Consider the following 25,718-nt stretch of genomic DNA (forward strand, 5'->3'; position numbering starts at 1 on the left):
TAAAAGATGGGGGAACGTAATGAAAATTCGTCGTATTATTGAAATAATTCCAACTATTATTTTGATAGCAATTTATCTCTACAGTTTGTCATTGCACATGAGTGGTGGAGCTTGGGGTACACCGTTTGTTATTGGTGTCGCTGGTTTGAGTTTTTATATTCCAGTAATATCGTTTATTGAAGCAATGATAAGTTCAACACGGAATCCTAAGTATAAAAAACAAAATAAAATATTTTATGGTTATATGATTGCAGTTTGGGTTATCTCGTTAGTTGCCGCTATGTTTTCTATGTAGTAGAACTTTAGTTGCTCTTGATTATCCAAGTGATCATGAATGAAATTACATTTGAATATAAAATAAAAGCATTCCATTTTGGAATGCTTTTTGTTTTATCCTGAATTGTTCTGAGGTATAGTCAGCCCCTATAATTAATCTTGTTAAGAAAGCGAGGCAATTGTATGTCAGAACAACTATATGATTTACGAAAAGTTATCGATGAATTAAAGAATCAGCCGGATCAATACCACGAAACTAATGTTGAGGTTGATCCTAATGCAGAATTATCTGGAGTTTATCGTTATATCGGTGCTGGTGGTACAGTTCAACGTCCTACACAAGCTGGTCCATCAATGATGTTTAATAATATAAAAGGTTTCCCTGACAGTCGGATTTATATTGGCTCAATGGCTAGTCGTCAACGTGTTGGAATGATTTTACACCATGATTATAAAACATTGGGTCGTTTCTTGAAGGATTCTGTGGAGCACCCGGTCGCTCCAGTTGTAGTTGATTCTGACCAAGCGCCTGTGCAAGAAATTGTGCATAAAGTTACTGATAAGGATTTTGATATTAGAAAGATTTTGCCAGCGGCTACAAATACTGAATATGATGCTGGTCCTTATATTACCGTCGGATTGGTACTCGGTTCAAATCCTGATAAAACAATGAGTGATGTTACGATTCACCGAATGGTTTTGGAAGATAAAGATACTTTAGGGATGTACATTATGCCCGGTGGTCGTCATATTGGCAATTTCCAAAAGCAATTTGAAAAGTTAAATAAGCCAATGCCAATTACAATTAATATCGGCTTGGATCCTGCAATTACCATTGGAGCAACTTTCGAGCCACCTACAACACCGCTTGGTTACGATGAATTAAATGTTGCCGGAGCCTTGCGTCAACAAGCAGTTCAATTAGTCGCTGCCAAAACGGTTGATGAAAAGTCGATTGCTCGTGCTGAATATGTAATTGAAGCTGAAATTATGCCTAATCAAACTATGCAAGAGGATATCAATACTAACACTGGTAAAGCTATGCCCGAATTTCCTGGTTATGATGGCGATGCTAATCCAGCGGTTAATGTTGTCAAAGTTAAAGCTATCACACACCGTAAGAATCCAATTTTCCAAACGATGATTGGACCTAGTGAGGAGCATGTTTCAATGGCTGGTATTCCAACAGAAGCTTCAATTTTAGAACTAGTCGATAAGGCCATTCCAGGAAAAGTAACGAATGTTTATAATCCTCCAGCTGGTGGTGGCAAGTTGATGACCATTATGCAAATCCACAAGGATGACGAAGCAGATGAAGGTTTACAAAGACAGGCAGCAATTTTGGCATTGTCAGCTTTTAAGGAGCTAAAGACAGTCATTTTGGTTGATGATGATGTAGATATTTTCGATATGAACGATGTGATGTGGACATTGAATACACGTTTCCAAGGTGACAAAGATATTATGGTGCTACCGGGAATGCGTAATCATCCCCTTGATCCATCAGAACGGCCTGAATATGACCCTAAGTCAATTCGAGTTCGGGGAATGAGTTCCAAAACGATTCTTGATGGTACGGTTCCGTTTGATATGAAAGCTCAGTTTGAACGGGCTAAATTTAAAGAAGTAAAAGATTGGCAAAAATATTTAGAGTAAGGAAGTATTGATATGTCGCGAATGAGAAAGATTATTATTGGTGTTACTGGCGCTTCGGGTACGATTTATGCACTCGATTTGATGAAGAAATTGCAATCAATGGAAAATGTTGAAACACATGTTGTTTTCAGTGTTTGGGCTAAGAAAAATTTACAGTTGGAAACTGATATGTCATTGGCTGAAGTTAAAAGGTTGGCTGATTATTTTTATAGTGATAGCGATTTAGGCGCAACAATTGCCAGTGGTTCATTTTTGACCGACGGGATGATTATTGTACCCGCCAGTATGAAAACAGTTGCCAGCATTGCCGTTGGTATCGGTGATAATCTGATTTCTCGCGCTGCCGATGTAACTCTAAAGGAACAGCGAAAGCTCATTATTGTACCTCGAGAGACGCCGTTGAATACGATTCATTTGGAAAATATGACCAAGTTGTCGAAAATGGGTGTCCAAATGATTCCGCCAATTCCAGCATTTTACAATCAACCACAGACGATTCAAGATTTAGTGGATCATCAAACAATGAAAGAATTGGATGCATTAGGTATCGAAAATGATATCAGTGGTCGTTGGGAGGGTATTTAATGGAATTCTCAATTACACAAGAAAATTATACGATGAAAGCTAACGTGGAAGTTATCGGGAAAGACTTGTTGATAAAGGTTACCGGTGGCGATACACCACACATTGGAACAGTAACAACGTTAACTAAAACAACTGATTTGGAAACTATTCGTTATCCTAGTCATGACGGTCGATTACATAAAGATGATGTTTTAGCTACTCGAATTGGTAAAATTATTCAACCTGATTTACCTGGCAGTTGTACGATAACTGCTGGTGTTCACGTTAATCATATTTCTAAGAAACAGATTATGGTTTCAGCAATTATGTCAAAAAATTTGGGTGGACAAATTAAGGATTGGTTAGGAAAGACTGATTTCAATAGTCTTGAACCAGTTTATTATAGTAATGATGAAAATCCACAATAAGAGAGTGTGACAAAACATGGTCAGCTTTCGAGCATTAAGGCAAATAGAGCAGTAATCCGATTTTGGATTACTGCTCTATTTGTTTTAAGCGGAAAAAGCTATGTTTTGTTGCACGTTTATGCTGCATATTTAAGATAAAAACAGTTATGTCATAGCCCCTTTTTGATTTATCTGTTCAAATAAAAGTCCCAGAACTTTTTAGCAACATCTACTTTCGACATCATTGGCCAAGTTTCTGGTTGCTGATTCTTTTGTAAAAGGGTAATGCGGTTGGTATCAACACCAAAGCCAGCATCACTTTGAGCAACATTGTTGGCAAGAATTACATCAGCGTTTTTACTTGCGAGTTTTTTCTCAGCATTCTCTAAAAGATGTTGAGTTTCAGCTGCAAAACCAACGACAAATTGGTTTGTTTTAGTAGCTGCAACAGTTTTGAGAATATCTGGATTTTTAGTTAATTTGATGGTGAAAATATTTTCATCGTCATTCTTTTTGATCTTTTGATCAGCTACGTTGATTGGCTTGAAATCTGCCACGGCAGCGGCCATAACTAAGACATCACTTTCAGGGAAAATACTTTGAAGTTGAGTCATCAATTCGGCAGCTGTTTGAACCTTGATAATATTAATCCCACCGAGAGTAGTGTCAACAGTTGTAATTAATGTAACGTCAGCCCCTAGGTCTCGAGCAACTTTAGCCATAGCCAAGCCCATTTTTCCAGATGAACGATTACCGATATAACGAACCGGATCAATAGCTTCTTTAGTACCGCCGGCTGTGACGATAACTTTTTTACCAATTAATGGATGAGGTTGAAAATTACGTTCAATAGCTTCCATAATTGTTGGAAGTTCAGGCAAACGACCTTTACCTGTCATCCCTTCAGCCAAGAATCCAGTTGCAGGTTCAACAATTTGCACGCCCATTTGTTTCAACGTGTTCAAATTATTTTGCACAGCTGGATTGTTATACATGTCAGTATTCATAGCAGGGAAGACTAACTTCGGAGCAACAGTTGCCAACAAACTTGTTGAAACAATGTCATCAGATAAACCATTAGCCATCTTTCCAATAATATTAGCAGTGGCGGGAACAACAACAGCCAAGTCAGTCCAAAGTGCTAGTTGAATATGGGGAATAAAGTCGTCAGGACTAGTTTGTGGTGTAAAATTGTCAGTAATAACAGGTCGTTGGCTAAGTGTGGCGAAAGTTAGTGGCGTAACGAATTTTTGGGCAGCATCCGTCATAATAACTTGCACTTGAGCTTCCTCTTTAATCAAACTACGTACAATATTCAAAGTTTTATAGGCAGCAATTCCGCCAGTAACGTATATAGCAATGTGTTTATCTTTAAGCATTTTTTCACCTCAAAATTTTTGTGTTAATCCGCCAAAGGTTGACAGTGATTTTTACCGCTGTGGGGACCGGTCCGAGCCAAAGTGCGGTCTCGAACCTCTCTTTTGAGCCGAAAATCACGTCTCAAAAGTCGTCCCGTGGTGTAAGAACAGAAAATCGCTGTTCTAACGCCACCTCCACTGCTGGTAAAATTACTGTCAGCCTTCGGCTAATGTACTCTTTGATGGCAGCCTCATTTTAGTTGTCTACAAATGTTTCTTGATATATTCGTTCGAATAATAGCTAAAATATAATAATGATGAATCTAGTTCTAGTGATTGTAATTAGTAACTTAATAATTGCATTATAAAAATAAAGAAAAATAACTCTAGCCGTAGGTTTTCAGCAATGTAGTCTGCAATGGAGGTGGCGTTATGGCTTTAGCCATTACACCACGGGGCGAGTTTTGAAATTCGCGGTTTTTGCGAAGTTCAAAAGCGAGGTTCGAGACCGTACTTTGGCTCGGACCGGTCCCCATAGCAGAACTACATTGCTGAAAACCGGAGGCGGCAAATCTATAATTATATGATACTATTCATTTATCAGCATTAGGAGGTAATCCATGAATATTTATACAGCAGATATAATTCTCTACCTATTATTAATTTCCGTATTTAATAATCCTATTCTAGATACTTTTCAAGCATTAGGATTGAATTTCATCCTTAGTGAAATAATTATTGGGATAATTTTATTGATTATTTTATTTATAATCCATAAATTTGTTTTACGAAAATATATTTATAAAAAATAAGTGATTGTGCAAAAACTATAACCGTGCAATCACTTTTTTTATGCTCAAAAGTGTAAAATTAAGGTAATAAACGTGTGGTGTTAGTTAAGTGTGCCATATTCAGAGCCAGAGAATATTGAATTGGATATAGATTTATTTAAATAATTCAAAAATAAATTAGTTGGAAGAGCTGAGAGTATTCATATGCCGCGAAAGTGGCGTTAGAGCTTTAGCTCTTACACCACCGGGCGTGTTGGAGACTTTCCGGTCTGTGGAAAGGCTTCAACCGAGGTTCGAGACCGTACTTTGGCTCGGATCGTACCGCGCAGCAGATGAATACTCTCAGCTCTGGAAACGGCATATGAAAAACACAACGCGGTAATTACATTTCCACCAAAGGAGTGATTAGATGGAAAGCGATATTTCGCAACGTGAATTTGAAAATCAAGAATTAGCTAAAACGGCTGCTGAAGAAGCTATCGTTTTACTTCAAAATAAAAATAAAACATTACCTCTGAGAAATAAGACTGTTGCACTTTATGGTCATGGTGCTTTCGCGACAGTCAAGGGTGGCACTGGTTCTGGCGATGTCAATCAACGTAATGTTATCAATATCATGCAAGGTTTGGAAGACAATGGTTTTAACATTGTTTCGAAGTCTTGGTTGATTCGTTTGCAACGTTATTATCAAAAAGAACAGAGTATTTATGAAGATAAATTAAAAGATGATCCGATGTCATTATTGGCACCAGCATTTAATTTTAAAGATCCAGAAATTGCTGAATTTGATGATGCAACGACTGGTATTTACGTAATTTCTCGTAGTTCAGGTGAAAATTATGACCGTCGTAATCATAAAGGTGACTTTCGTTTAACTGATAATGAATTGGCCAATATCAAGGCGATGAGTACATATTACAATCACAGTATTGTCTTGTTGAATGTTGGCGGTGTGATGGATACGAGTTTTATCGATGAATGTCCAACGCTCGATAGTGTCGTCTTAATTTCCCAACTAGGGATGATGACTGGAAAAGCTGTCGCTGATATTTTGGATGGCACGAAGAGTCCATCTGGTAAATTGACTGATACGTGGGCTTATTCTTATCACGACTATCCAACTTCTGAAAATTTTGGGATGGCAAATCCTGAATATATTGAAGGCATTTTTGTTGGCTATCGTTATTTCGACAGCTTTGATATCAAGCCTAGGTTTGAATTCGGTTATGGTCAAAGTTACGCTGACTTTTTTATCAAAACACAAAAAGTTAACGTCAATGAAAAGCGGATTCGTCTGCAAGTAAATGTTGAGAACACGACTGAAAGTTTTTCTGGTCAGGAAACAGTCCAAGTCTATGTTTCTAAACCTCAAACTGAGATTTCAGTGCCATATCAAGATTTGGTTGAATATAGCAAGACGACTAATTTACGTCCACACGCACAACAGACATTAGAATTTGAAGTTCCAATCAATGACCTGAGCGTTTTCGACACTGAGTTGGGTGCCTACGTCTTAGTTCCCGGAACCTATCTTGTTCGTGTCGGTAGCAGTTCTAGACAAACTGATGTTGTTGCCAGTTTCAAATTAGATGAAAAGGTAGTTTTGAAGAAAGTTGAGAATGTTCTAAAACCAAGAATTGATCCAACTACTTTGTTGAAAGCTAAAGTGGCTTTGAAACAAGTTAGTGGTGTGCCATTCTTTATTTTGAAAGCTGTCAATTTCAACGAACCAGACTTTGTCCAATATCAAGAAAATTCTGATGTAACAACGTTTGTGGCTGAACGTGAAGATTTGCCAGGTAAAGGATTAGATCAAGTCATCGAACATGTTCGTAACGCTGAAGGTAAGTCATTGCAAGATGTCGCTGATGGAGATGTCGAATTGGCTGAATTTATCGCTAGTTTGTCCGAGTCAGAACTAGTTAACTTAGTTGAAGGTCAGATGTCGAGTGGTAAGAATAGTATGGTCGGTATTTCTTCTGATATCGTGCCAGGTGCTGCCGGACAAACAGGGACTGATACTAACAGGAAGATTCCGTCAGTTGTCATGGCTGATGGTCCCGCTGGTATTCGAGTTGATCCCGTATTCGAACGAAATCAACAGACAATCACACACTATGCCACAGCTTGGCCAATTGGAACAGCTCTAGCACAAACTTGGAATAAGGACTTGTTGGAAAAAGTTGGCTTTGGGGTCGGAACTGAAATGAAAGAATTTGGTGTCGACCTCTGGTTGGCTCCAGGAATGAATATTCATCGTAATCCACTTGGTGGTCGTAATTTTGAATACTTCGCTGAAGATCCATACCTATCTGGAACGATGGCGGCTTTTGAAACTAAGGGTGTTCAAGCACATGATAAACTCGGTGTGACACTCAAACATTTCTTTGGTAATAATCAAGAAAGTTTCCGTAATTTGGGTAATAGTATTATCGGTGAACAGGCATTACGTGAAATTTATTTACGTAATTTTGAAATTGCTGTCAATTTTGGTCAACCAATGGCAATTATGTCATCATATAACCGCGTTAATGGCGTATTCTCAGCTGCCAATTTTGAACTGTTGACGAACGTTTTACGCGATGAATGGCATTTCCAAGGAACGGTCATGACCGATTGGTTCAGTGCTGCTGATCCAAAGCAGAGCATGCATTCCGGAAATGATTTGATTATGCCTGGAAATTCGAAATCAGAGTTGATGAGTGCAGTTAGTGATTTTGGTCCAGAGTTTGATTCACAAGGTAAAATCGAGATTAAAAAAGACTATGATTTATTGAGGAAAAAGTTCGTTGAAACTGAGATGTGGAATGACTTTAACATTGATTCAGACGGTGAGGTAATTGTTAAAGTCAGAGTTGATAGTGATTCTAGATTGAGAGACCGCATCAAAGATTGGGTTTACAGTGGTGAAGCTCAGATTGTTGATGATAACCATATTTTGTTGACTGGTAAATGGAAAGACAACAATGACATGTATCTTGGAGACTTGCAGAAGTCAGCTATTAACGTTTTGAAGATGGTATTAAAACTGAAATTCTAAACTGATTAAAGATTTCATTATATTTTAAATGTTTAAATGCTCATGATGCCGGTTGATAATCTACTACAAATATTTTGTATTCCAAAACCACTTAAATACTATTACATTCAACTAATAACGATTAACTAGTCGGAGGAGCTGGGAAATATTTGTGTGCCGTGGTAGTGATATAAGTACGGAAGAAATCTTCCGTACTTATATCACCGGACGTGTTTGGAGACTTGACGAACTGTGTCGAGGCTTCAAACCGAGGTTCGAGACCGCACCTTGGCTCGGGCCGTTCCGCACAGCTTGAGAATATTTCTCAGCTCCGGAGACGGCATACTTAACTAGCACCACACATTTTTAAATATAAATAATTCAATAGGAGTCACAATTAATTAAAATTGTGACTCCTATTTTTTTGTTTAATGCACTTTTTCATATCGATTGTAAGAACGCTTTCATTGAGATATATTATAAAAGTAAATGAGAATTGATAGTGCTTTTAAATGAACAAATCATCGAATTATTAGTATAACTTAAATAAAATAATTATATTATTAAATCAAAAATTATCAGATAATTGATTGTATTTGTTCAACGATTCTCATAAAACCAATAGGGATGGTGATATTTATAAGGGGATAAGTAATTATTTTGATAAAGAGGGAACTAATTGGCTTAAAAATTACATTCGGATAGTTTTAATAGGATAAGAAGGAGATTCTATTTATGAAAACGAGATATATGATTTTTATTAGTGCCACATTGTCGGTCCTAGCTTTGCAGGCTAACAATGTAGATGCCGCAACAACTGATAATGGGGATAACAATAAGACAGAAAATATTCAAAGCGATTCTGTTACAGAGAATAATATTTCTAATGATTCAAAAACTACCACAAACCAAAATACAATGGCAGATGTTAACAATGCCTTAAAAAATGAGCAACCAACTACTACTTATAATGCATTAATTCAAAATAAATCAGTTCCTCAAAAAGAAAATATCACTGCCACAAGTACTACTGCCACAACACCCCAAGTAAAAAGTGATGTTGCTGTGACTGCAGCTAAAGCGGTTACTCCTAAGACAGATACAACAGATAAAGATAACTATGATCAAATGTTACAATCTTGGAAAGATGTTGTCGTTGGTGACAGTTATTATGACAATTCCAATCAAGAAATGACTCAGATGGGTTCGCAAAAAGATAAAAATGTTACGCAACTTTGGAACTCGATGGATAAGAGTGATGAACGTAAAAATCTTTGGAATGGAATTGAAGAATTAACAACTTCAGCTCACATCACGACGGATTATCGTAATTTGGAATCATTAGCTATTGCCACAGCCAACCCAGGTTCGAAATATTACAATGACCCACAAATGATTAAAGATGTTGTTGATGGTTTTAATTGGTTGAATGCTAATAAATACAATCAAAACATTAAAGCCTATGGTAATTGGTGGGACTGGGAAATTGGAACGCCACTTTTCGTCAATAATATTGCCACAGTTATGCAACCACATTTGACGAAAAAACAAATTCAAAAGTCGATGGATGCAATTACGTTCTTCGTTCCGGACCCTGATTATTTCCGAGGCAGCGTTTATCCTCAATCTAAAGCTGAAGCAACTGGTGCTAATCAAGTTGATATTGCCAAAGTTAAAATTATCCAAGCTTTGATTGAAAAAGATGAAACTGGTTTGAAAAAAGCTATCAAAGCATTGGAAAAAGTCTTTCCACTTGTCGACGATGGTGAAGGATTCTATCGTGATGGTTCATTTATTCAGCATGAAAATGTTGGTTACAATGCTTCATATGGTAACGTTTTGATTGATGGTGTTTCCCAATTATTGCCAGTAATTCAAGGTACGCCATATGATTTGAGCGATGCTTCAATGAACTCAATTAAGTTTTGGGTCGAGAAGGGATTTTCACCATTTGTTTATAAAGGTAATTCCATGGATATGGTTCGTGGTCGAGCAATTTCACGTGCATATTTCCAATCGAATGACTCTGGAGCGGATTTGATTAGATCGATTACTCGTGTCATTAGTACATATCCAGCACCCGAGAGAGCCAAATTCCAAAGTTTAATCAAGTATTGGTTGAGCTATGGCAATAATTACGAGAACTATATTAAACAATTAACGAGTTATCGTGATGTTGATTTGATTTCCAAGATTATGAATGATGATTCGATTAAAGCCACTGATTTACAAGATACTAATCTTTATATTTTTGCGACAATGGATAAAGTTTTATTGAAGAATGGTGCTAAGAATTTTGCGGTCGGTATCAATATGTCTTCTAGTCGAATCAAACGTTATGAATCATTGAACAATGAGAATTTGCACGGTTGGTATACGGGTGATGGGATGTTGTTCGTCTACAATAATGATTTAAATCAATATAACGACAACTACTGGGCAACAGTTGATCCATACAAATTACCTGGTACAACAGAAACTGATGCTGTTCAAAAGAATGCTGCCGGTGCTAAGGCATCAACAAAGAATTTTGTCGGTGGTTCTGTTTTTGGAAATATCGGTTCAATCGGTAATGTTGGTTCCATCGCAATGGATTTCATCAATAATGATGGGGACTTAACAGCACATAAATCATGGTTCTTGATGAATAACGGCGTTGCTGCATTGGGAAGCGCGATTAACAATACTTCAAAAAACAAGGCTTTAACCGTGATTGATAACCGCAAATTGGAAGATAGTTCGAATTATACAATTTATGTTAACGGTTCAGTTTATGAACCAAAATTGAACGACCCTCAACAGTTGGAGAATGTTTCTTCTATATACTTACAATCTGATAAACCAGACGAATCAATTGGTTATAAATTCATCACACCTCAGAACCTTAATTTAGGCTTGATTGAGCGTCAGGGTGCTTGGTCAGAAATTAATACAGCTGAAAGTAAAACAGAATATATCAGAACATACTTAGAAATTTATAAGAATCATGTTCAGGCGAATGATACTTATAATTACGTAATTTATCCTAATGTAAGTTTGACTGAATTCAACAATATTACAGCACCTAAGATTATTAAAAATACCGCAGATGCTCAAATCGTTAAGAATGGTGCAACTACGGGTGTTAATGTTTTCAATGCTAGTGATAATAAAGTTGATGATATGGAATTCAGCAATCCTATTTCAGTTACAAAAATTGATAATGGTAATCAAAAATTATTCGGTATTTCTGATCCAAGTCAAAATATCGGAGCCGAAACAACTTTTAAAATTAAAGATAATGGCTATAAAATTTTAAATGTCGATAAGAATTTGCAAGTTAAGTTAGTCGATGGATATTGGAATGTCGGTTTATTAACTAATGGACACAATGGCGCAACATATTTCTTGTCATTAGTTAAGTAGATTTGAATTCTTAACATATCTCTTATATAGAAGAAAAAATCCAGATAATCAGAGAGGACATTAAAGTTCTCAAGATTATCTGGATTTTTCATTTAATATTTAATATCTATTTAACAAATCAACATAAGCATCGACGATACTTTGTAGGAAGCCAACTGTTCCTTCAGCAACATTGCCGTTGTCATCAAGAATCTTTGTAACATTACCAATATATGCTTCTGGTTGTTGCAATGTAGGCATATCCAAGAATACTAATGATTGACGTAGGGCATGGTTAGCACCAAATCCACTAATTGCACCAGGTGAAACGCTGACTACTGCAGCAGGTTTCTTTTCCCAAGCATTTGCACCGTAAGGACGTGAACCAACATCAATGGCGTTCTTCAAACCACCAGGGATTGAACGGTTGTATTCAGGTGTTACGAATAGCACACCAGCAGCATCCTTGATCTTATTTCTGAATTCTGTGTATTCTGCAGGGACTTTTTCAGGTGTATCAATATCCTCGTTATATAGTGGCAAGTTTCCAAATTCTACAAATTCTGGTTCGTAGTCACTAGGGAACAATTTCATCATGTTCTTAGCAATTTGTTTTGAGAATGAACCCTCACGCAAACTACCTACAATTACAGCAATTTTCTTTGACATATAAAATACCTCCATCACTTTCGATATTTCTAAATTAGCACAAAAAAATTTATTCAACAAATATTTGTTCTCGCAAACAAATATTTTTTTTATTTTTACGAAATCGGTTACAAAAATATTGATAAAAGTATCACAATATGGTAAAATATTTGACTTTGTTTAATTACTAATAATATATTTGCAGTTTTTTGACACTTATTACAGGAACGTTACAGAAACTTCGCTCGAATGAATTTTCTTATTGTTCCTGTAATCTGTTTGTTATATTTGTCTTGTATAGTTTCATCTGGTAAACATACAACCGGGGAGAGATTAGTTGCTAAAGCAAATTAAATTAGATGCACTACTTATTATCAGTTTGATCATCACGGGGGGAATGGGATATACAGTTGCCTACGCCTCAGATTCATCATCAAGCCAAGTAAGTAATACAACAGATTTTCAAAAAACATTGACTAACTTGGAGACAAAACAAGCAGTTAATGATGATGCTAATACACTAAACAAAAAAGTATCATTATCAGACAATAAGGAATTTATGCCTGGTATTAGACATAGTGAAAAGGATCCAAATATGGGGGACGTCACAACAGAGTCAAATGATGACCAAGTTGTTGACCATGCACCAGTCCAAACTTCACAACCAGAACAAATCGAAGAATCACAACAAGCTATCACACAAGCGGCTGCAGAGCCACCAGTAGAAATGCAATCAACAGGTAGAAATGTTGGTACATTTAAAATTAGTTTTTATGATCCAGCTGTTTTAGGATCAGATATGGGTTATTCAGGAGTTGCTACAAATTTGAGCGTTATCCCACGTTGGTCACGCTTGAAGATTACCACAGCTCAAGGGGATGTCTACTATCGTACCGTTAATGATACGGGTACATTCGCCTATGACAATCCATACCAAATTGATATGGCTATGCCAAATAGCATGATTCCTTCTTATGGAATCACTAGTGCTACAGTCGAAATTATCGGCTAAAAGTATTGAAATATGGCACCCGAAAGTTAGAATCACTTTTTTAAATCTGGTAGATAATATTAATCGTTACTTAGATTGCTCGTTGTTAATGAGTGAATTACGTGACGATTTTTTGTTTGGACAAAAATAAAAGGGACTTCCAAATTTGGAGGTCCCTTTTGATCTAATCCTTTAATGCAGCACCATTAGTTTCAATGATGTGTTTCATCCAATTATAAGATTTCTTTGGTGTACGTTTCAATGAGCCATTGCCTTTGTCATCCATATCAACATATACGAAGCCATAACGTTTCTTCATTTCACCAGTTGATAGTGAGACCAAATCGATTGGAGCCCACATTGTATAGCCTAAACATGGCACCTTGTCGATATTGATTGCATCGGCCATTGCTGAAAGGTGATCTTGTAAGTAGTCGATTCGATAGTCATCTTCAACGTAATCATTCTTGTCAGCTTTATCAATAGCACCCATACCATTTTCAACGATGAATAATGGCTTTTGAATGCGGTCGTAAATTTCGTTCATACAATAGCGCAAACCTAATGGGTCAACTGGCCAGCCCCATGGTGTTTCTTTCAAATAAGGGTTCTTATTGCCACCGACGTTGAACCAGTCATCGCCAGCTTTAGTTGTGTTTGAACGGTAATAACTAAAGGCGATGAAATCTAGTTGACCTTTCATCAAGGTTTCTTTATCTTCAGGATCCATCTTGATATCTTTAACATCGTGACGGTTCCAAAGTTCTCTGGAATAACTAGGATAGTAGCCACGGCCCATGATGTCGATGAAATACCAGTTTTCACGGTGTTCTTGAAGGTGATGGAACATGTCTTCTGGCTTACATGTAGCAGGGTAAACTTCACTCATGGCATACATGGTTCCAAATTGGCTGCCAGGAACTAGTTTGTGGCCTAGTTGAACTGTCTTTGCTGAAGCAACAAACATGTTGTGAGCAGCTTGATAACGGTCCTGTCCAGTAGCTTTTCTAACACCTGTAGGTCCGAATCCACGAACAGCATTGATTTCATTAAATGTTAACCAGTAACGACAACGGTCACCAAAGTGCTCAAAGAGGGTCTTAGCGTATTTAACGTAGGCGTCGATAACTTTCCTTGAAGTCCAACCATTGTACTTGAGAGCTAAATTCATGGGCATTTCATCGTGGCAAATAGTGATGAGAGGTTCCATATTATATTTAGCCATTTCATTGATAACGTCATCGTAAAATTTTAGACCCTCAGCGTTTGGTTGTTCTTCTTCGCCATTTGGGAAAATCCGACTCCAGCAAACTGAGAAACGGAAAATATTGAATCCCATGCCGGCCATTAGTTTGATGTCTTCTTTGTAATGGTGATAGAAATCGACAGCTTTGTGGCTAGGATAGTATTGATCGTCCAAAAAGACTGGTTGAGCATCTTCAGGAACGTCGTCCGCCAAAATAAATGAACTCTTTGGACTGATAATTGAGCCATCGGCAGTTTTTAGTGTGTGATGACGAGGATTGTCTTGAGAACCATCAGTCTCATAATCGTGGGAAAGGATTCCACGTCCGCCTTCGTTAAAGCCACCTTCATATTGAAAGTCAGCGGTAGCACCGCCCCATAAGAATCCATCTGGTAATTTTTTAGTCATGATTTACTCCTTTAAAATTTTAATTTAGTTTTGTTCCAATTTTGACAGTTCCACTTGATTTGAATTTGATTGTCTTGTTATTAGCATTAGTAATGATCAACATAGTTGTTAAATCGTAACCTTTCTTAGCGATAGCATCACGATCAACACGGACTATAGGTTGTCCGGCACGAACTTTTTCACCTTGTTTAACGAGAACATCGAATCCTTCACCTTTTAGTTGAACAGTATCAAGACCGATATGAATCAATATTTCAACGCCTTCATTTGTTAAAAGTCCAAAGGCATGACCAGTAGGAAAGACTGTTTCTAGTGTACCGTTTGCTGGGGCACAGATGAAATCATTGTCGAGCTTGAGTGCAACACCGTCACCCATCATTTTTTGTGAAAATACATCATCATTAACATCTTCAAGGTTTACTAATTCACCATCACTGACAGCAACAATTTCATCGTCAGCGTGTGTTTCTTGAACAGGTTCGGTAACTTTTGGAGCTTTTTTCTCGTCAATTCCGAGAATGAATGTAACGATTGCGGAAGTTGCGATGGCAGCAATAATAGCAATAACCATAGCCATAGCAGTTTTTTGGAAGATTGGTAAAGCTAACACGTTTGAATAACCCATGACGTAAGCTTTGGCACCCAACAAACTAGCGATGAATCCACCAACGAAACCACCAGCCATAACACCGTACATTGGTCGACGATACTTCAAGTTAACACCGTAAATAGCTGGTTCGGTGACTCCGGCAACGATACAACCAATTGCTAGAGAAAGACATTCACTTCTAAATTCTTTATTTTTTGTTCTAGCGGCGACACCAAGGTTGGCACCACCTTCAGCCATATTGTGAATTAAAAAGGCTGGACGTAAGATAGCATCATATCCGGGATTTGATAAGAGTTGAGGCATGAAAGGTGTCAAAGCGGTATGCATACCTGCCATAACCATCCATGGAAGTACGGCTGCTAGTAAACCAACAGCTAGAGGTCCAACAGTACTGTTTAAGAACATGAATGCGGAAGCAATACCTTGACCTAACATGTTACCTAGAGGTCCTAGTACAAGAAATCCTAATGATCCAGCGACAAAAATTGTACCCATACCAACGAATACAGAACGGAAGATACCTGGAACAATTTTGTTGAAAAACTTTTCAGCGTAATAAGCAACAATAGCAATTAATAAGGCCGGTAATAAAGTAGTTCCATAGCTGAGCATTTTAACTGGTAATCCGAAGAGGGTTGCGGCTTTGCCAGCGGTTACTAAGGTAGTGAAATTTCCATGTAGTAGTGCGGCAGTAGCAACCATCGCATATACCGGAGTTCCACCAAGTTTTGTGGCTGCACCATAAGCAACAACGATAGGCATAAAGTAAAATGGTGCGTCAGCGATTGCTGATAATAGTAGGTATGAAGTTGCAGTAGCGTAATGTGGATTTATGAATGAGACAATTAATAATAAAGCAACTTTTAACATACCACCGGCAATTAGTCCGGGAAGTAATGGCGTAACGGAAGCAGATATAAAACCGATTACCTTTGTTCCAACGTTTTTCCAAGTTAATGGTTCTTTCTTCTGGTCTAAGTTATCAAGATTTTCGTCGATGTTCTTACCAGCGGAAACATTGAAATCTTTAACCACAGCCTCATAAGTAGGAATCAGGTTTTGACCCAAAACGACCATGTATTGTTCACCTGCATAAACGACACCCAAGACTCCATTGAGATCTTCCAAAGCCTTTTTGTCAGCTTTAGAAACATCAACCAAACTGAATCTTAAACGTGTCATACAGTGATTTACGATTTTAATATTATCAACACCACCGACATTTTTTACAATGTCAGCAGCCAATTTTTTGTAATCCATGTTGGCACCTCTTTTAATTATTGAAAATATTGTCATATTTATCTGACAAATTTATCACAACTGAATAATAGCACCATGTGAAAACGCTGTCAATGAATTATCAAAATACTTTGACAATTTTGTCAAATACGCATATCCTGAATTCAAAAGCAAATATTGGAGTATACCGATGAATATAATAGAAAGTATTAAAAACCACTATGATGATTTTTCTAAATCTGAATTAAAAGTTGCTGAATATATAATCAAAACACCCGAGCGAGTTGAAGTTATTACAATTACCAAATTAGCTACTGAAGCTGGTACATCAACTTCAGCAGTACTGAGGTTTTGTCAGACATTAGGATTTAATGGCTATAAAGATTTCCGTTTTGAAATGGTGAATTTTATTCACGAGCAGAAGAAGGAAGTAAAACCCAACAGTTTAATTGATAATTTGGTCGATGGTTATATGAAGAGTATCAATCAAATGAGGGATATTGACTCTAAAAGTATGAATGAATTGGTTGATGCCTTAACGAATGATAATTTAAATTATATTTTGGGAATCTTTTATTCATCTTTGCCAGCCAGAGAATTGTATTTGGGATTAAATGATTTGGGACATGCTTCGATGTTTGCCGATGATTATATGATTTCCGAACATATTACACGACCAGTTAATGATGACTCGACCGTAGTGTTATTCTCAATTGATGGTAATAAACACAATTTCAAGAATTATTTAGCTGATTTGGCCACTAGTATGCCGAAAAATTCTTTCTTGATCACAATGAATCCTAAAGCGGAATTAGCAGCTGATTTTCCACATACAATTGTGTTGCCGGAACGAACATTTTCTAGCAAATCGGTTGTCGATACCCAGTCTATTCCAATGGTGTTTGTTGAATTATTGTTGAATCTAATTTATGGCAAGAACTAAAGGGATAAAAATTTTATCAATTAAACTTTTATTGTAAGATGGATATAACGTGAAAAGAAGGTCAGATAAATGAGAGCATTTGGTGTAACTGATAATAAAATAGATAGTTTTGTTGAATTTGATAAAGTTAAGGAAACACCTACTGGACGTGACTTGCTGGTCAAAATTGAAGCTGTTTCAGTCAATCCAGTCGATATTGCTACTAGAAAGAATGTCGCTGGGGAACTGGACAGTCCGAAGATTTTAGGCTATGACGGCTATGGAGTTGTTGACGCTGTCGGTTCTGAAGTTAAGAATTTCAAAGTAGGTGAGAAAGTCTTCTTTGCCGGTGATTATACGAGGGATGGTTCAAATCAAGAGTATGAAATTATTGATGAGCGGATTGTTGCCCATGCACCAAAAGAGACTTCAATTGAAAAGAGTGTTGCTATGCCATTGGTAACTTTGACAGCTAGTGAATTGCTTTTTGAAAAATTAAAGATTAATCCAGCTGCTGATAACCGTGATAAAACTATTTTGATTATCAATGGTGCCGGTGGTGTTGGTTCAATTGCTACTCAATTGGCTCATTTAGCCGGTTTAAAGGTAATTGCTACAGCTTCAACACCAGAGAAAGTCCAGTGGGTCAAAGACCTTGGAGCAGACTTAGTGGTCAATCATCATCAAGATTTAATCAAACAAGTACATGACTTGGGGATTGAAAATGTCGATTACATTATCGGCTTGAGTGATAATGATCCACATTGGAATGAAGTTGTTGAATTGATCAAGCCTTTTGGAACTTTTGCAACAATTACCAATTTACGTGAATCACAGATTGGCGATTTGAAGTCGAAGTCAGTTAACTTTGCCTGGGAATGGATGTTTACTAAGGCTAAGTTCAAGTTGGATTCCATGTCAGATCAAGGAGCTTATTTGGAAAAATTAGCTGATGGTTTGGATAGTGGGATGATTAAATCCACTGTTACTAAGGTCTTTAATGGTTTTAATTTGGAAAATATCAAGGCAGCTACTGAATTAGTCGAAGCTGGTCATATGATGGGTAAGGTTGTTATTAAAGCGTAGTTGATTAAAATGGAGACATTAAAAAATCATAGAAGCTATTGGATTGTAATCTAATGCTCTATGATTTTTTTAATTCAATAATTTAAATTTACTCTTTTGATACTTTTTAGAGCATTAAATTTTTAATAGCAGTAAATCAATTTTTGTAATGGTAATAAAATCTTTCAATAACATAACTTGAGTATAATGTTAATTGACAAATAATTAATAATTATCGAGGAAAAATATGGCATATAAAGTTAATTTTAAACGGGTAGAGACAATTGGCTTGGAGAGTTCTCCGGTTGCTGAAAATCTTGCAGGTCTTAGAGCTAATGAAGCACGTTATTTTAATAATAAATATCAGCATGAATTTGTAACCATTCCAGCAGATGAGAATCCAAAAATTTTGAATCGAATTGAAGAGATTTTAAAGGAACGTGACATGGTATTTCCGTATAAAGCGCTAGAAGTGAGTGACTTTGTTGTTGAGGATACGCGTTGGTCATATGTGTTTTATGATAATGGACTAGTAGTTAATATTTTATATAGTTTAGATTCCACTGGTAAACGGGCAGTTGGTTTTAAATTAGCAGAGGGAATCGAAGTTCCTGAAGAATTTAATGGCAAATTCAAGTTTGCCCGTCAACGTTCAAGTTTGGCAGGAATTATTCGGGGTAGTTATTTCAAGATTAAGGGTAATTACTAATGTGGTCTGAATCAGAAATGCAAAATTAGTTCAAACAAAGTGCAAGTGAAGTTGCTAGTCAAATGCTTTGGAATATGATGCTAATGTGTCTCAAAAGGTTATTAATTATACAGATAAGAAATTAGACTATTAAGAGTCTGAAATAGAAATGAAAATAGGCAACTAAAAAATATCTGACAACGAATAAGGGAGAAAAAACTAATGGCAAATGTTCTCATTACAGCAGCGATTCCACAAGCCGCTTTAGAAATCCTGCAAAAAGCAGGACTAAATGTGGAAAGTTATACTGGCGATGCTTTGATAACTAAGGATGAATTATTGAAGCGAATTGTTGGCAAGGATTACTTGATTACACCGCTATCCACTCAAGTGGATCAAGATGTTATTGATGCTGACCCACAATTGAAACTGATTGCTAATTTTGGAGCTGGTTTCAATAATATCGATGTTAAATATGCACGTCAGAAAAATATTCCTGTTACTAACACGCCCAAGGTTTCCACAACTTCGACGGCTGAAGTGACGACTGCATTAATTATTTCTTTAGCTCATCGAGTAGTTGAAGGAGACAAATTAATGCGTACGAAGGGCTTTGCTGGCTGGGCTCCACTGTTCTTCTTGGGTCATGAATTGGCTGGTAAAACCCTAGGAATCTTTGGCATGGGACAGATTGGTCAAGCAGTTGCGAAGAGAATGGCTGCCTTTGACATGAGAATCATCTATACTCAACGTCATCAATTAGCCCCTGAAATTGAACAAAAGTTAAATGCTAAGTTTGTCTCAATGGATGAGTTGATTGCCAATAGTGATGTCTTAACATTGCATGCGCCATTAACACCACAAACCAAGCATATTTTAGGAGCTGAACAATTTAAACAAATGAAAAATTCAGCCTACTTGATCAATGCTTCTCGTGGACCAGTGCTTGATGAGGCGGCATTGTTAACGGCTTTACAAAACCATGAATTAGCCGGAGCTGCCTTAGATGTTTATGAAAATGAACCGCAGGTAGCTGATGGATTCAAGCAATTAGACAACGTGATTTTGACACCACATATCGGTAATGCCACAGTTGAAGCACGTGATGCGATGGCTGATATTGTTGCTAACAATGTTGTTTTAGCCAATGAAAATAAAGAACCACTATATGTAATCAATTAAAAAAACGTAATCTGAAGTCATTATCGACTAAAGGTTACGTTTTTTGAGTTAAATTAAATTGAAATGTTTTAGACCGTTAACGATACCACCGTTGACGTTTTCAGTGGTAACATAAGTTGCGGCCTCTTTGACTGCATCTATACCATTACCCATGGCAACACTGTAATCGGCAAATTCAATCATTGGTAAATCGTTAGTTCCATCGCCGAATGCGTAAACGGGTTTATCGGTTAAATCAAAGGCTTTGAGTACTTCTTTGATACCGCTCATCTTGGAAACACCTTTAGCGACGGTATCGATTGAGAAATAGCCAGTATTGTAAAACTGTAATTCAGGATACTTCTTTTGATAGCGTGTACCGTCATCAGCTGTTAAGATGACAAACATTTGAATGGCATCTTTTTTGTAAAAGTCAGCGTCAATTTTTGGTACATCTAGTCGTAATTTATGGAAGAATTCTTTGATATATGGGGTTTCACCACTCAAAAAAGTCTTGTCAGGCGTATGCATATATACGGTGTCACCAGTTTTGTGAGCCGTATCGATTACATCTTTAATTAGTTCTGGTTTAATATCATTGTGATAAATAATTTTATCCTGTGATTGGACAAATGCGCCATTTAAAGTAACATAGGTATCAATACCGGTCGCACTCGTAGCCGCTTCAATTTCAATTGGTGAGCGACCAGTGCAGATAACTGGTAGATAGTTGTTCTCTTCAACTTGATGGACGGCAGTAGCTACTGAGTCATCAACTTGAGATTGGGCATTCAAAAGGGTTCCGTCAAGATCAAAAAAGACGGTTCCGCGATAATTTTTTTGCAAAAGATCACCAACTTAAATTTATTTTGTATACTAGCAATATGGTAACAATTTTTTCTGTAATGAGATAGTCTAATTTTGAAAAATACGGAGTGATTTTTATGAAAATTTTAATGATTGAGGATAATAAATCTGTCTCTGAAATGATGGGGATGTTTTTCCAAAAAGAGAAGTGGGAAGCAAGTTTTGCTTATGATGGCAATGAAGCGGTCGACATGTTCAATGAGGACCCCGATAAATGGGATATGATCACGCTAGACCTTAATCTTCCTGGTAAAGACGGGATGGAAGTTGCCAAAGAGATTCGTAAGGTTTCTAAAACTGTTCCTATTATTATGTTAACAGCTCGTGATACTGAGAGTGACCAAGTATTGGGACTAGAATTTGGTGCTGACGATTACGTTACTAAACCATTCAGTCCGATTACTTTGATTGCCAGAATGAAAGCCATTCACAGACGTGATGAAAATTTAGCTGAAAAACTAGCTGAAAGCACACCAGTCAACGCTGAAGTTGAAGAAGCTGATGATGGTTTCGATATCAATACTGGCTTTTTCAAGTTGAATTCCAACACTCGTGAAGCTTATTTAGATGATAAAGAAATCCCTGATTTAACACCGAAGGAATTCGATTTATTGAAGACTTTGGCAAGTAAACCTAAGCAAGTTTTCTCTCGTGAACAATTGCTTGAGCAGGTTTGGGATTACGACTACTTTGGTGAAGAAAGAACTGTCGATGCCCACATTAAGAAATTACGTCAAAAGATGGAAAAAGTTGGCCCACAAGTTATTGAAACTGTTTGGGGCGTTGGCTATAAATTTGATGATTCAGGAGCAAAGACTAAGGCATAATGAAATTAATTTATCAAAACATGCTGAGTTTTTTGATTGTTATTTTAACAACGCTTGGGATTATTCTTTATTCCGTAACTAGTGCTTCAACTAGTTGGGAGTACAACCGGACATACAAAAGTTTGGAAAGTTATGCTGGAAATCTCGAGAAAATTGCATTAAAAACCGATCCCAAAACTGGGCAAATTCATAATATTACAGGCGACAATATTCGAACGGTTGAGCAAGTCCTTTCCGAAAGAAATGTTCAATTTGCGATTTTTGATTATAACAATAATCAAGTTTATCCAACGCCACCAACTAACGTTAAGTTGCATTTGAAGCAATCTTACTGGAACAAATTGAAGCAAGGTAAGACGATTCGAAATATTCAAAAGCCACAGAATACTGAGGGTAATCCCCGACTGCGAAAGGACGATAATCGGAGTTATGTTTACGTTCTGACGCCGTGGTTCCAAAATGGTAAGTTGATTGCGGCTGTCTGGGCTGGTTCGGATGTTTCCGAATTGCAGACAAATATCGGTGAAATTAATCGTCGATTGTATTTTGCCTTGTTGATTTCCTTGTTAGCAGCGATTATTTTGAGTTTCTTGCTTTCAAGGTATCAAGTTAACCGAATTAACCGTTTACGTGGAGCCACTAAGAGAGTTGCCAATAACGACTTCTCCGTTCAGATTGAAAGTAAAGGTCGAGATGAATTGGATGACTTGGCTGATGACTTTAACCAAATGGTCAAGTCACTGGAGGCTTCAGATACTGAAATTAAGCGTCAGGAGCAACGTCGTAAGGAATTTATGGCTGATGCATCTCACGAAATGAGAACGCCTTTGACGACTATTAATGGACTTTTGGAAGGGCTGGCATATGATGCTATTCCTGAAGAGTCCAAAGGTCAAAGTATTCAATTGATGCGTAATGAAACGAAACGTTTGATTCGCTTGGTTAATGAAAATTTGGATTACGAAAAAATCAGAACTAACCAAATTACGATGGCTAAACGTATTTTTGATGCTAATAAACCATTGCAAGATATTACTTCACAATTGGATAAAAAGGCTAAGACTTCTGGCGATGAGCTGATTCTTAAACCATATGATGGTGCATTGCAGACATACGCTGACTATGACCGTTTTGTTCAAGTTATTTTTAACGTTATGCAAAATGCCATTCAGTTTACTAATGATGGCAAGATATTTATCAGTGGTATTCGTAATGAAGAGCGCCACGCTTCCGTCTTTACCGTGTCAGATACTGGTATCGGGATGTCAGAAGATCAAGTTAAAAATATCTGGGATCGTTATTACAAAGCTGATCCATCACGTAAGAATCGTAAGTATGGTGAGTCTGGATTAGGTTTATCGATTGTTCACCAACTGGTCGAAAATCATGGCGGTGAAATTGAAGTTAAGAGTAAACTCAATGAGGGTACGACTTTCATAATTACTTTGTTTGATGAAGGATATGAACACAAGCCAAACGAGGAGAAATGAGTTAGAATGTAGCTGTAAAGGCTTACATAAAACTCAGGTTAAACTAAAATTGAATCATGCTAGACAAATTAGTTTGTCTTCAATCTGAGAGTCTTTATTTTAAGGGCTCTTTTTTTGTTTTTCAGATTCTCATGTTCAAAAATCAGGAGGAATGGATTATGAAATTGAAGTTGGATAAAGTAACTATGTCGTGTGTTGCAGTTTTAAGTAGTGCAATTTTATTTGGTGTTAATAGTAATGTGGTTAAGGCTGATAGTGGCGGTGAGCAAGGTACGGTTAGTGCTGTGCAGCTTAAGGATGATACCCCGATTGCTTCAGGAGAACCAGATGGATATGGAAGTATTTCTTGGGCCGTTTACACAACAAACGAGGATACCAATAATTTGCAATTAAGGCTTGGAAATCCTGATGGTAAGACTGTTGAAAAATTAGGCAAAACCACTGGTACAGGTAATAATGGCTGGATGCCATATGCAAACAAAATAACTTCAGTGGTTATTGTTGGTGATGTTAAGGCTAGTGGTGTAGCACAATATCTTTTTTCAGGTTTAAGTAAGTTACAAAAAATTTCCGGATTGAGTTTATTGGATACTTCAGATACAACAGACTTTTCATATATGTTTTATGACGATACTAGTCTGGAATCAATTGATTTATCAGAAATTGACATGTCCTCGGCAAAAACAACGACAAATATGCTTCAAAATACAAATTTGTCATCAATAACACTTGGAAAAAATTCAGTTATTAACAAAGCCAATCTTTCTAGTGATCCATTTACTTATAGTGATGGTGGTACTTACTTTACTGCCAGTGGATGGAAGGACTCTAGTGATGCGAAGAATTATCTATCGACAGAATTGTTAATGGAGAGATATTCGACTGGAAATACTGATAGAACACAAACAACTTGGGTTCCCAATGATCCGACAGAAAACACCAATTTTAAAATCCAATATATTGATAATGATTCTGGAGAAGTGTTGTTTACGTATGATGAAGTTCAACATGTATTACTAGTATCACAAAATCAGAATATTGATTTAACAAATTATACGTTGGCTCAAATAAATCAATTACAACCAGGATATGCAGGAAATTCAATTGAAAATTTAAAGACAGGCCAAATTGAGCCAGATGGCAATGGTGGTTATATTGTCAAAGCCTATGTTAAAAAGGTGTCGCCAGTTCAGATTAAGGTTACGCAAACAGTTGGAACTGATAAGCCAAAAGATGCATCGTTTGATATTCAGAAAAATGATACCAGATATAAATATAGTGATATTTCGAACCCATCAAATGGTGTGCTTGATTTGGACAAGTCCACAATTAAAGTTGGCAATGATGAGGCAAAGTCATTTAATGATTATGTAGCATCATTTGAAGATCAGAAACCATCAGTTATTAACCCTAATCCTATTGAGCCACCAGAAAAGAATTTAAATTCAATTTTATCAACCGCAATTAATACTCAACTTAGACTTGATCAGAACAAAGTTTTTGGTGATAATTCCTCAGAAAATCCAATAACAGTAGATGCCGTTTACACCAAGACAAGTTCTGGCGGTGATAATGGCAATAGTGGTGGTAGCAGCAACGGTAATCACAATAATGGCAATCATAATAACAACGAGAACAATAATCAAAGCAGTTCTAGCAAAGATGTAAACCAAACTATTTCTACGGCTACAAAATTGGTCAACATCTATGATGAAAAAGGTAAGTTGGTTACAGATAGAGTTTTAGACAAAGATTCTGCTTGGTTCAGTGATCAAGAATATACCTTAAACGGTACACAATATTATCGAGTTTCGACAGGTGAATACGTTAAAGCCAGTGATGTTTACGTTTATACTGCGTTAAACCAAATTCAATCGTCTACTTAGTTGATTCTCAAGGGAAGAAAATCACTGACCGGGCTTTAGGGCCTTCGAGTGATTGGTTCACAGATAGATACACAATGATTAATGGTCAGAAATATTATCGTGTTGCTACTAATGAGTTTGTAAGCGCAGATAAAATTTCATTAGTATAAATTAATTAGCCTAGTGGTCATCGTTGATTACTAGGTTTCTTTTTGATTTAATGAGTTTAAATAGCA

At 36.9% G+C, this 25,718-nt stretch carries 20 protein-coding genes; 15 read left to right on the top strand and 5 right to left on the bottom strand.

Features of this window, described 5'->3' with window-relative positions:
- The first annotated feature begins 19 nt into the window (after window positions 1–19).
- The 4 genes from AAA923_RS09760 to lpdD all read left to right on the top strand — a co-directional run bounded on the left by AAA923_RS09760 (window position 20) and on the right by lpdD (window position 2,924).
- Complete coding sequence (locus tag AAA923_RS09760) at window positions 20–295, top strand: LasU family protein (protein ID WP_338216705.1); 276 nt, start codon at window positions 20–22, stop codon at window positions 293–295.
- Window positions 296–459: 164 nt separating this feature from the next.
- Window positions 460–1,932: a UbiD family decarboxylase gene (locus tag AAA923_RS09765; RefSeq protein WP_338216707.1), complete on the top strand. Its 1,473-nt coding sequence runs from the start codon at window positions 460–462 to the stop codon at window positions 1,930–1,932.
- Between the two features lie 21 nt (window positions 1,933–1,953).
- Window positions 1,954–2,517, top strand: a complete 564-nt coding sequence (locus tag AAA923_RS09770) for a UbiX family flavin prenyltransferase (RefSeq protein WP_338216799.1) — start codon at window positions 1,954–1,956, stop codon at window positions 2,515–2,517.
- Window positions 2,517–2,924 carry a prenylated flavin chaperone LpdD gene (lpdD, locus tag AAA923_RS09775; protein ID WP_338216709.1) on the top strand — a complete coding sequence of 136 codons (408 nt, stop codon included), beginning with the start codon at window positions 2,517–2,519 and terminating at the stop codon, window positions 2,922–2,924. Before AAA923_RS09770 ends, lpdD begins: the two co-directional genes overlap by 1 nt.
- 167 nt (window positions 2,925–3,091) lie before the next feature.
- Here lpdD and coaBC read toward each other — a convergent pair whose 3' ends face one another.
- On the bottom strand, window positions 3,092–4,282 hold the full coding sequence (coaBC, locus tag AAA923_RS09780) for a bifunctional phosphopantothenoylcysteine decarboxylase/phosphopantothenate--cysteine ligase CoaBC (protein WP_338216711.1): 1,191 nt from the start codon (window positions 4,280–4,282) through the stop codon (window positions 3,092–3,094).
- A gap of 1,179 nt (window positions 4,283–5,461) precedes the next feature.
- Here coaBC and AAA923_RS09785 point away from each other — a divergent pair.
- Together AAA923_RS09785 and AAA923_RS09790 are read left to right on the top strand one after the other, a co-directional pair.
- Window positions 5,462–8,092 carry a glycoside hydrolase family 3 protein gene (locus AAA923_RS09785; protein WP_338216714.1) on the top strand — a complete coding sequence of 877 codons (2,631 nt, stop codon included), beginning with the start codon at window positions 5,462–5,464 and terminating at the stop codon, window positions 8,090–8,092.
- 714 nt (window positions 8,093–8,806) lie between these two features.
- Window positions 8,807–11,476 carry a polysaccharide lyase 8 family protein gene (locus tag AAA923_RS09790; RefSeq protein WP_338216716.1) on the top strand — a complete coding sequence of 890 codons (2,670 nt, stop codon included), beginning with the start codon at window positions 8,807–8,809 and terminating at the stop codon, window positions 11,474–11,476.
- A gap of 99 nt (window positions 11,477–11,575) precedes the next feature.
- Here AAA923_RS09790 and AAA923_RS09795 read toward each other — a convergent pair whose 3' ends face one another.
- Window positions 11,576–12,124: an NADPH-dependent FMN reductase gene (locus AAA923_RS09795; RefSeq protein ID WP_338216718.1), complete on the bottom strand. Its 549-nt coding sequence runs from the start codon at window positions 12,122–12,124 to the stop codon at window positions 11,576–11,578.
- A gap of 316 nt (window positions 12,125–12,440) precedes the next feature.
- Between AAA923_RS09795 and AAA923_RS09800 the strand changes: the two genes are divergently transcribed.
- A complete protein-coding gene (locus AAA923_RS09800) occupies window positions 12,441–13,115 on the top strand; it encodes an RlpA-like double-psi beta-barrel domain-containing protein (protein ID WP_338216720.1) in 675 nt (224 codons plus the stop codon).
- A gap of 163 nt (window positions 13,116–13,278) precedes the next feature.
- Here the strand turns inward: AAA923_RS09800 and AAA923_RS09805 are convergent, their stop codons facing one another.
- Both AAA923_RS09805 and AAA923_RS09810 read right to left on the bottom strand, forming a co-directional pair.
- Complete coding sequence (locus AAA923_RS09805) at window positions 13,279–14,748, bottom strand: glycoside hydrolase family 1 protein (protein WP_338216722.1); 1,470 nt, start codon at window positions 14,746–14,748, stop codon at window positions 13,279–13,281.
- 19 nt (window positions 14,749–14,767) lie between these two features.
- On the bottom strand, window positions 14,768–16,618 hold the full coding sequence (locus AAA923_RS09810) for a glucose PTS transporter subunit IIA (RefSeq protein ID WP_338216724.1): 1,851 nt from the start codon (window positions 16,616–16,618) through the stop codon (window positions 14,768–14,770).
- 169 nt (window positions 16,619–16,787) lie between these two features.
- Between AAA923_RS09810 and AAA923_RS09815 the strand changes: the two genes are divergently transcribed.
- The 4 genes from AAA923_RS09815 (at window position 16,788) to AAA923_RS09830 (ending at window position 20,454) form a co-directional block, all read left to right on the top strand.
- Window positions 16,788–17,540, top strand: coding sequence for a MurR/RpiR family transcriptional regulator (locus AAA923_RS09815; protein WP_338216727.1), 753 nt, complete (start codon window positions 16,788–16,790; stop codon window positions 17,538–17,540).
- A gap of 69 nt (window positions 17,541–17,609) precedes the next feature.
- On the top strand, window positions 17,610–18,605 hold the full coding sequence (locus tag AAA923_RS09820) for a zinc-binding alcohol dehydrogenase family protein (RefSeq protein WP_338216729.1): 996 nt from the start codon (window positions 17,610–17,612) through the stop codon (window positions 18,603–18,605).
- A 226-nt stretch (window positions 18,606–18,831) separates the two neighbouring features.
- Window positions 18,832–19,293, top strand: coding sequence for a DUF8821 family protein (locus AAA923_RS09825; protein ID WP_338216731.1), 462 nt, complete (start codon window positions 18,832–18,834; stop codon window positions 19,291–19,293).
- 201 nt (window positions 19,294–19,494) lie between these two features.
- Window positions 19,495–20,454, top strand: coding sequence for a 2-hydroxyacid dehydrogenase family protein (locus tag AAA923_RS09830; protein ID WP_338216732.1), 960 nt, complete (start codon window positions 19,495–19,497; stop codon window positions 20,452–20,454).
- Window positions 20,455–20,502: 48 nt separating this feature from the next.
- Here the strand turns inward: AAA923_RS09830 and AAA923_RS09835 are convergent, their stop codons facing one another.
- Window positions 20,503–21,279: a Cof-type HAD-IIB family hydrolase gene (locus tag AAA923_RS09835; RefSeq protein WP_338216734.1), complete on the bottom strand. Its 777-nt coding sequence runs from the start codon at window positions 21,277–21,279 to the stop codon at window positions 20,503–20,505.
- A gap of 98 nt (window positions 21,280–21,377) precedes the next feature.
- Between AAA923_RS09835 and AAA923_RS09840 the strand changes: the two genes are divergently transcribed.
- From AAA923_RS09840 to AAA923_RS12340, 4 genes are all read left to right on the top strand, one after another.
- Window positions 21,378–22,127, top strand: coding sequence for a winged helix-turn-helix domain-containing protein (locus AAA923_RS09840; protein ID WP_338216736.1), 750 nt, complete (start codon window positions 21,378–21,380; stop codon window positions 22,125–22,127).
- Entirely contained in the window at window positions 22,127–23,617 is a 1,491-nt protein-coding gene (locus AAA923_RS09845; RefSeq protein WP_338216738.1) for an ATP-binding protein, read from the top strand. The genes AAA923_RS09840 and AAA923_RS09845 overlap by 1 nt, the downstream gene beginning before the upstream one ends.
- A 158-nt stretch (window positions 23,618–23,775) precedes the next feature.
- Window positions 23,776–25,503: an SLAP domain-containing protein gene (locus AAA923_RS09850; RefSeq protein WP_338216740.1), complete on the top strand. Its 1,728-nt coding sequence runs from the start codon at window positions 23,776–23,778 to the stop codon at window positions 25,501–25,503.
- 20 nt (window positions 25,504–25,523) lie between these two features.
- Window positions 25,524–25,652 (top strand): hypothetical protein, encoded by a 129-nt coding sequence (locus AAA923_RS12340; RefSeq protein WP_366150651.1) that lies wholly within the window; start codon window positions 25,524–25,526, stop codon window positions 25,650–25,652.
- Window positions 25,653–25,718: the final 66 nt, after the last annotated feature.

This window comes from Companilactobacillus muriivasis (genome assembly GCF_036246245.1).
Lineage (GTDB): Bacteria > Bacillota > Bacilli > Lactobacillales > Lactobacillaceae > Companilactobacillus > Companilactobacillus muriivasis.

Coding starts and splice junctions, on each gene's coding strand:
- AAA923_RS09810 (WP_338216724.1), bottom strand. CDS start 16,618: ATGGATTACAAAAAATTGGCTGCTGACATTGTAAAAAATGTCGGTGGT.
- AAA923_RS09805 (WP_338216722.1), bottom strand. CDS start 14,748: ATGACTAAAAAATTACCAGATGGATTCTTATGGGGCGGTGCTACCGCT.
- coaBC (WP_338216711.1), bottom strand. CDS start 4,282: ATGCTTAAAGATAAACACATTGCTATATACGTTACTGGCGGAATTGCT.
- AAA923_RS09785 (WP_338216714.1), top strand. CDS start 5,462: ATGGAAAGCGATATTTCGCAACGTGAATTTGAAAATCAAGAATTAGCT.
- lpdD (WP_338216709.1), top strand. CDS start 2,517: ATGGAATTCTCAATTACACAAGAAAATTATACGATGAAAGCTAACGTG.
- AAA923_RS09845 (WP_338216738.1), top strand. CDS start 22,127: ATGAAATTAATTTATCAAAACATGCTGAGTTTTTTGATTGTTATTTTA.
- AAA923_RS09830 (WP_338216732.1), top strand. CDS start 19,495: ATGGCAAATGTTCTCATTACAGCAGCGATTCCACAAGCCGCTTTAGAA.
- AAA923_RS09760 (WP_338216705.1), top strand. CDS start 20: ATGAAAATTCGTCGTATTATTGAAATAATTCCAACTATTATTTTGATA.
- AAA923_RS09850 (WP_338216740.1), top strand. CDS start 23,776: ATGAAATTGAAGTTGGATAAAGTAACTATGTCGTGTGTTGCAGTTTTA.
- AAA923_RS09790 (WP_338216716.1), top strand. CDS start 8,807: ATGAAAACGAGATATATGATTTTTATTAGTGCCACATTGTCGGTCCTA.
- AAA923_RS09795 (WP_338216718.1), bottom strand. CDS start 12,124: ATGTCAAAGAAAATTGCTGTAATTGTAGGTAGTTTGCGTGAGGGTTCA.
- AAA923_RS09770 (WP_338216799.1), top strand. CDS start 1,954: ATGAGAAAGATTATTATTGGTGTTACTGGCGCTTCGGGTACGATTTAT.
- AAA923_RS09825 (WP_338216731.1), top strand. CDS start 18,832: ATGGCATATAAAGTTAATTTTAAACGGGTAGAGACAATTGGCTTGGAG.
- AAA923_RS09815 (WP_338216727.1), top strand. CDS start 16,788: ATGAATATAATAGAAAGTATTAAAAACCACTATGATGATTTTTCTAAA.
- AAA923_RS09840 (WP_338216736.1), top strand. CDS start 21,378: ATGAAAATTTTAATGATTGAGGATAATAAATCTGTCTCTGAAATGATG.
- AAA923_RS09765 (WP_338216707.1), top strand. CDS start 460: ATGTCAGAACAACTATATGATTTACGAAAAGTTATCGATGAATTAAAG.
- AAA923_RS09820 (WP_338216729.1), top strand. CDS start 17,610: ATGAGAGCATTTGGTGTAACTGATAATAAAATAGATAGTTTTGTTGAA.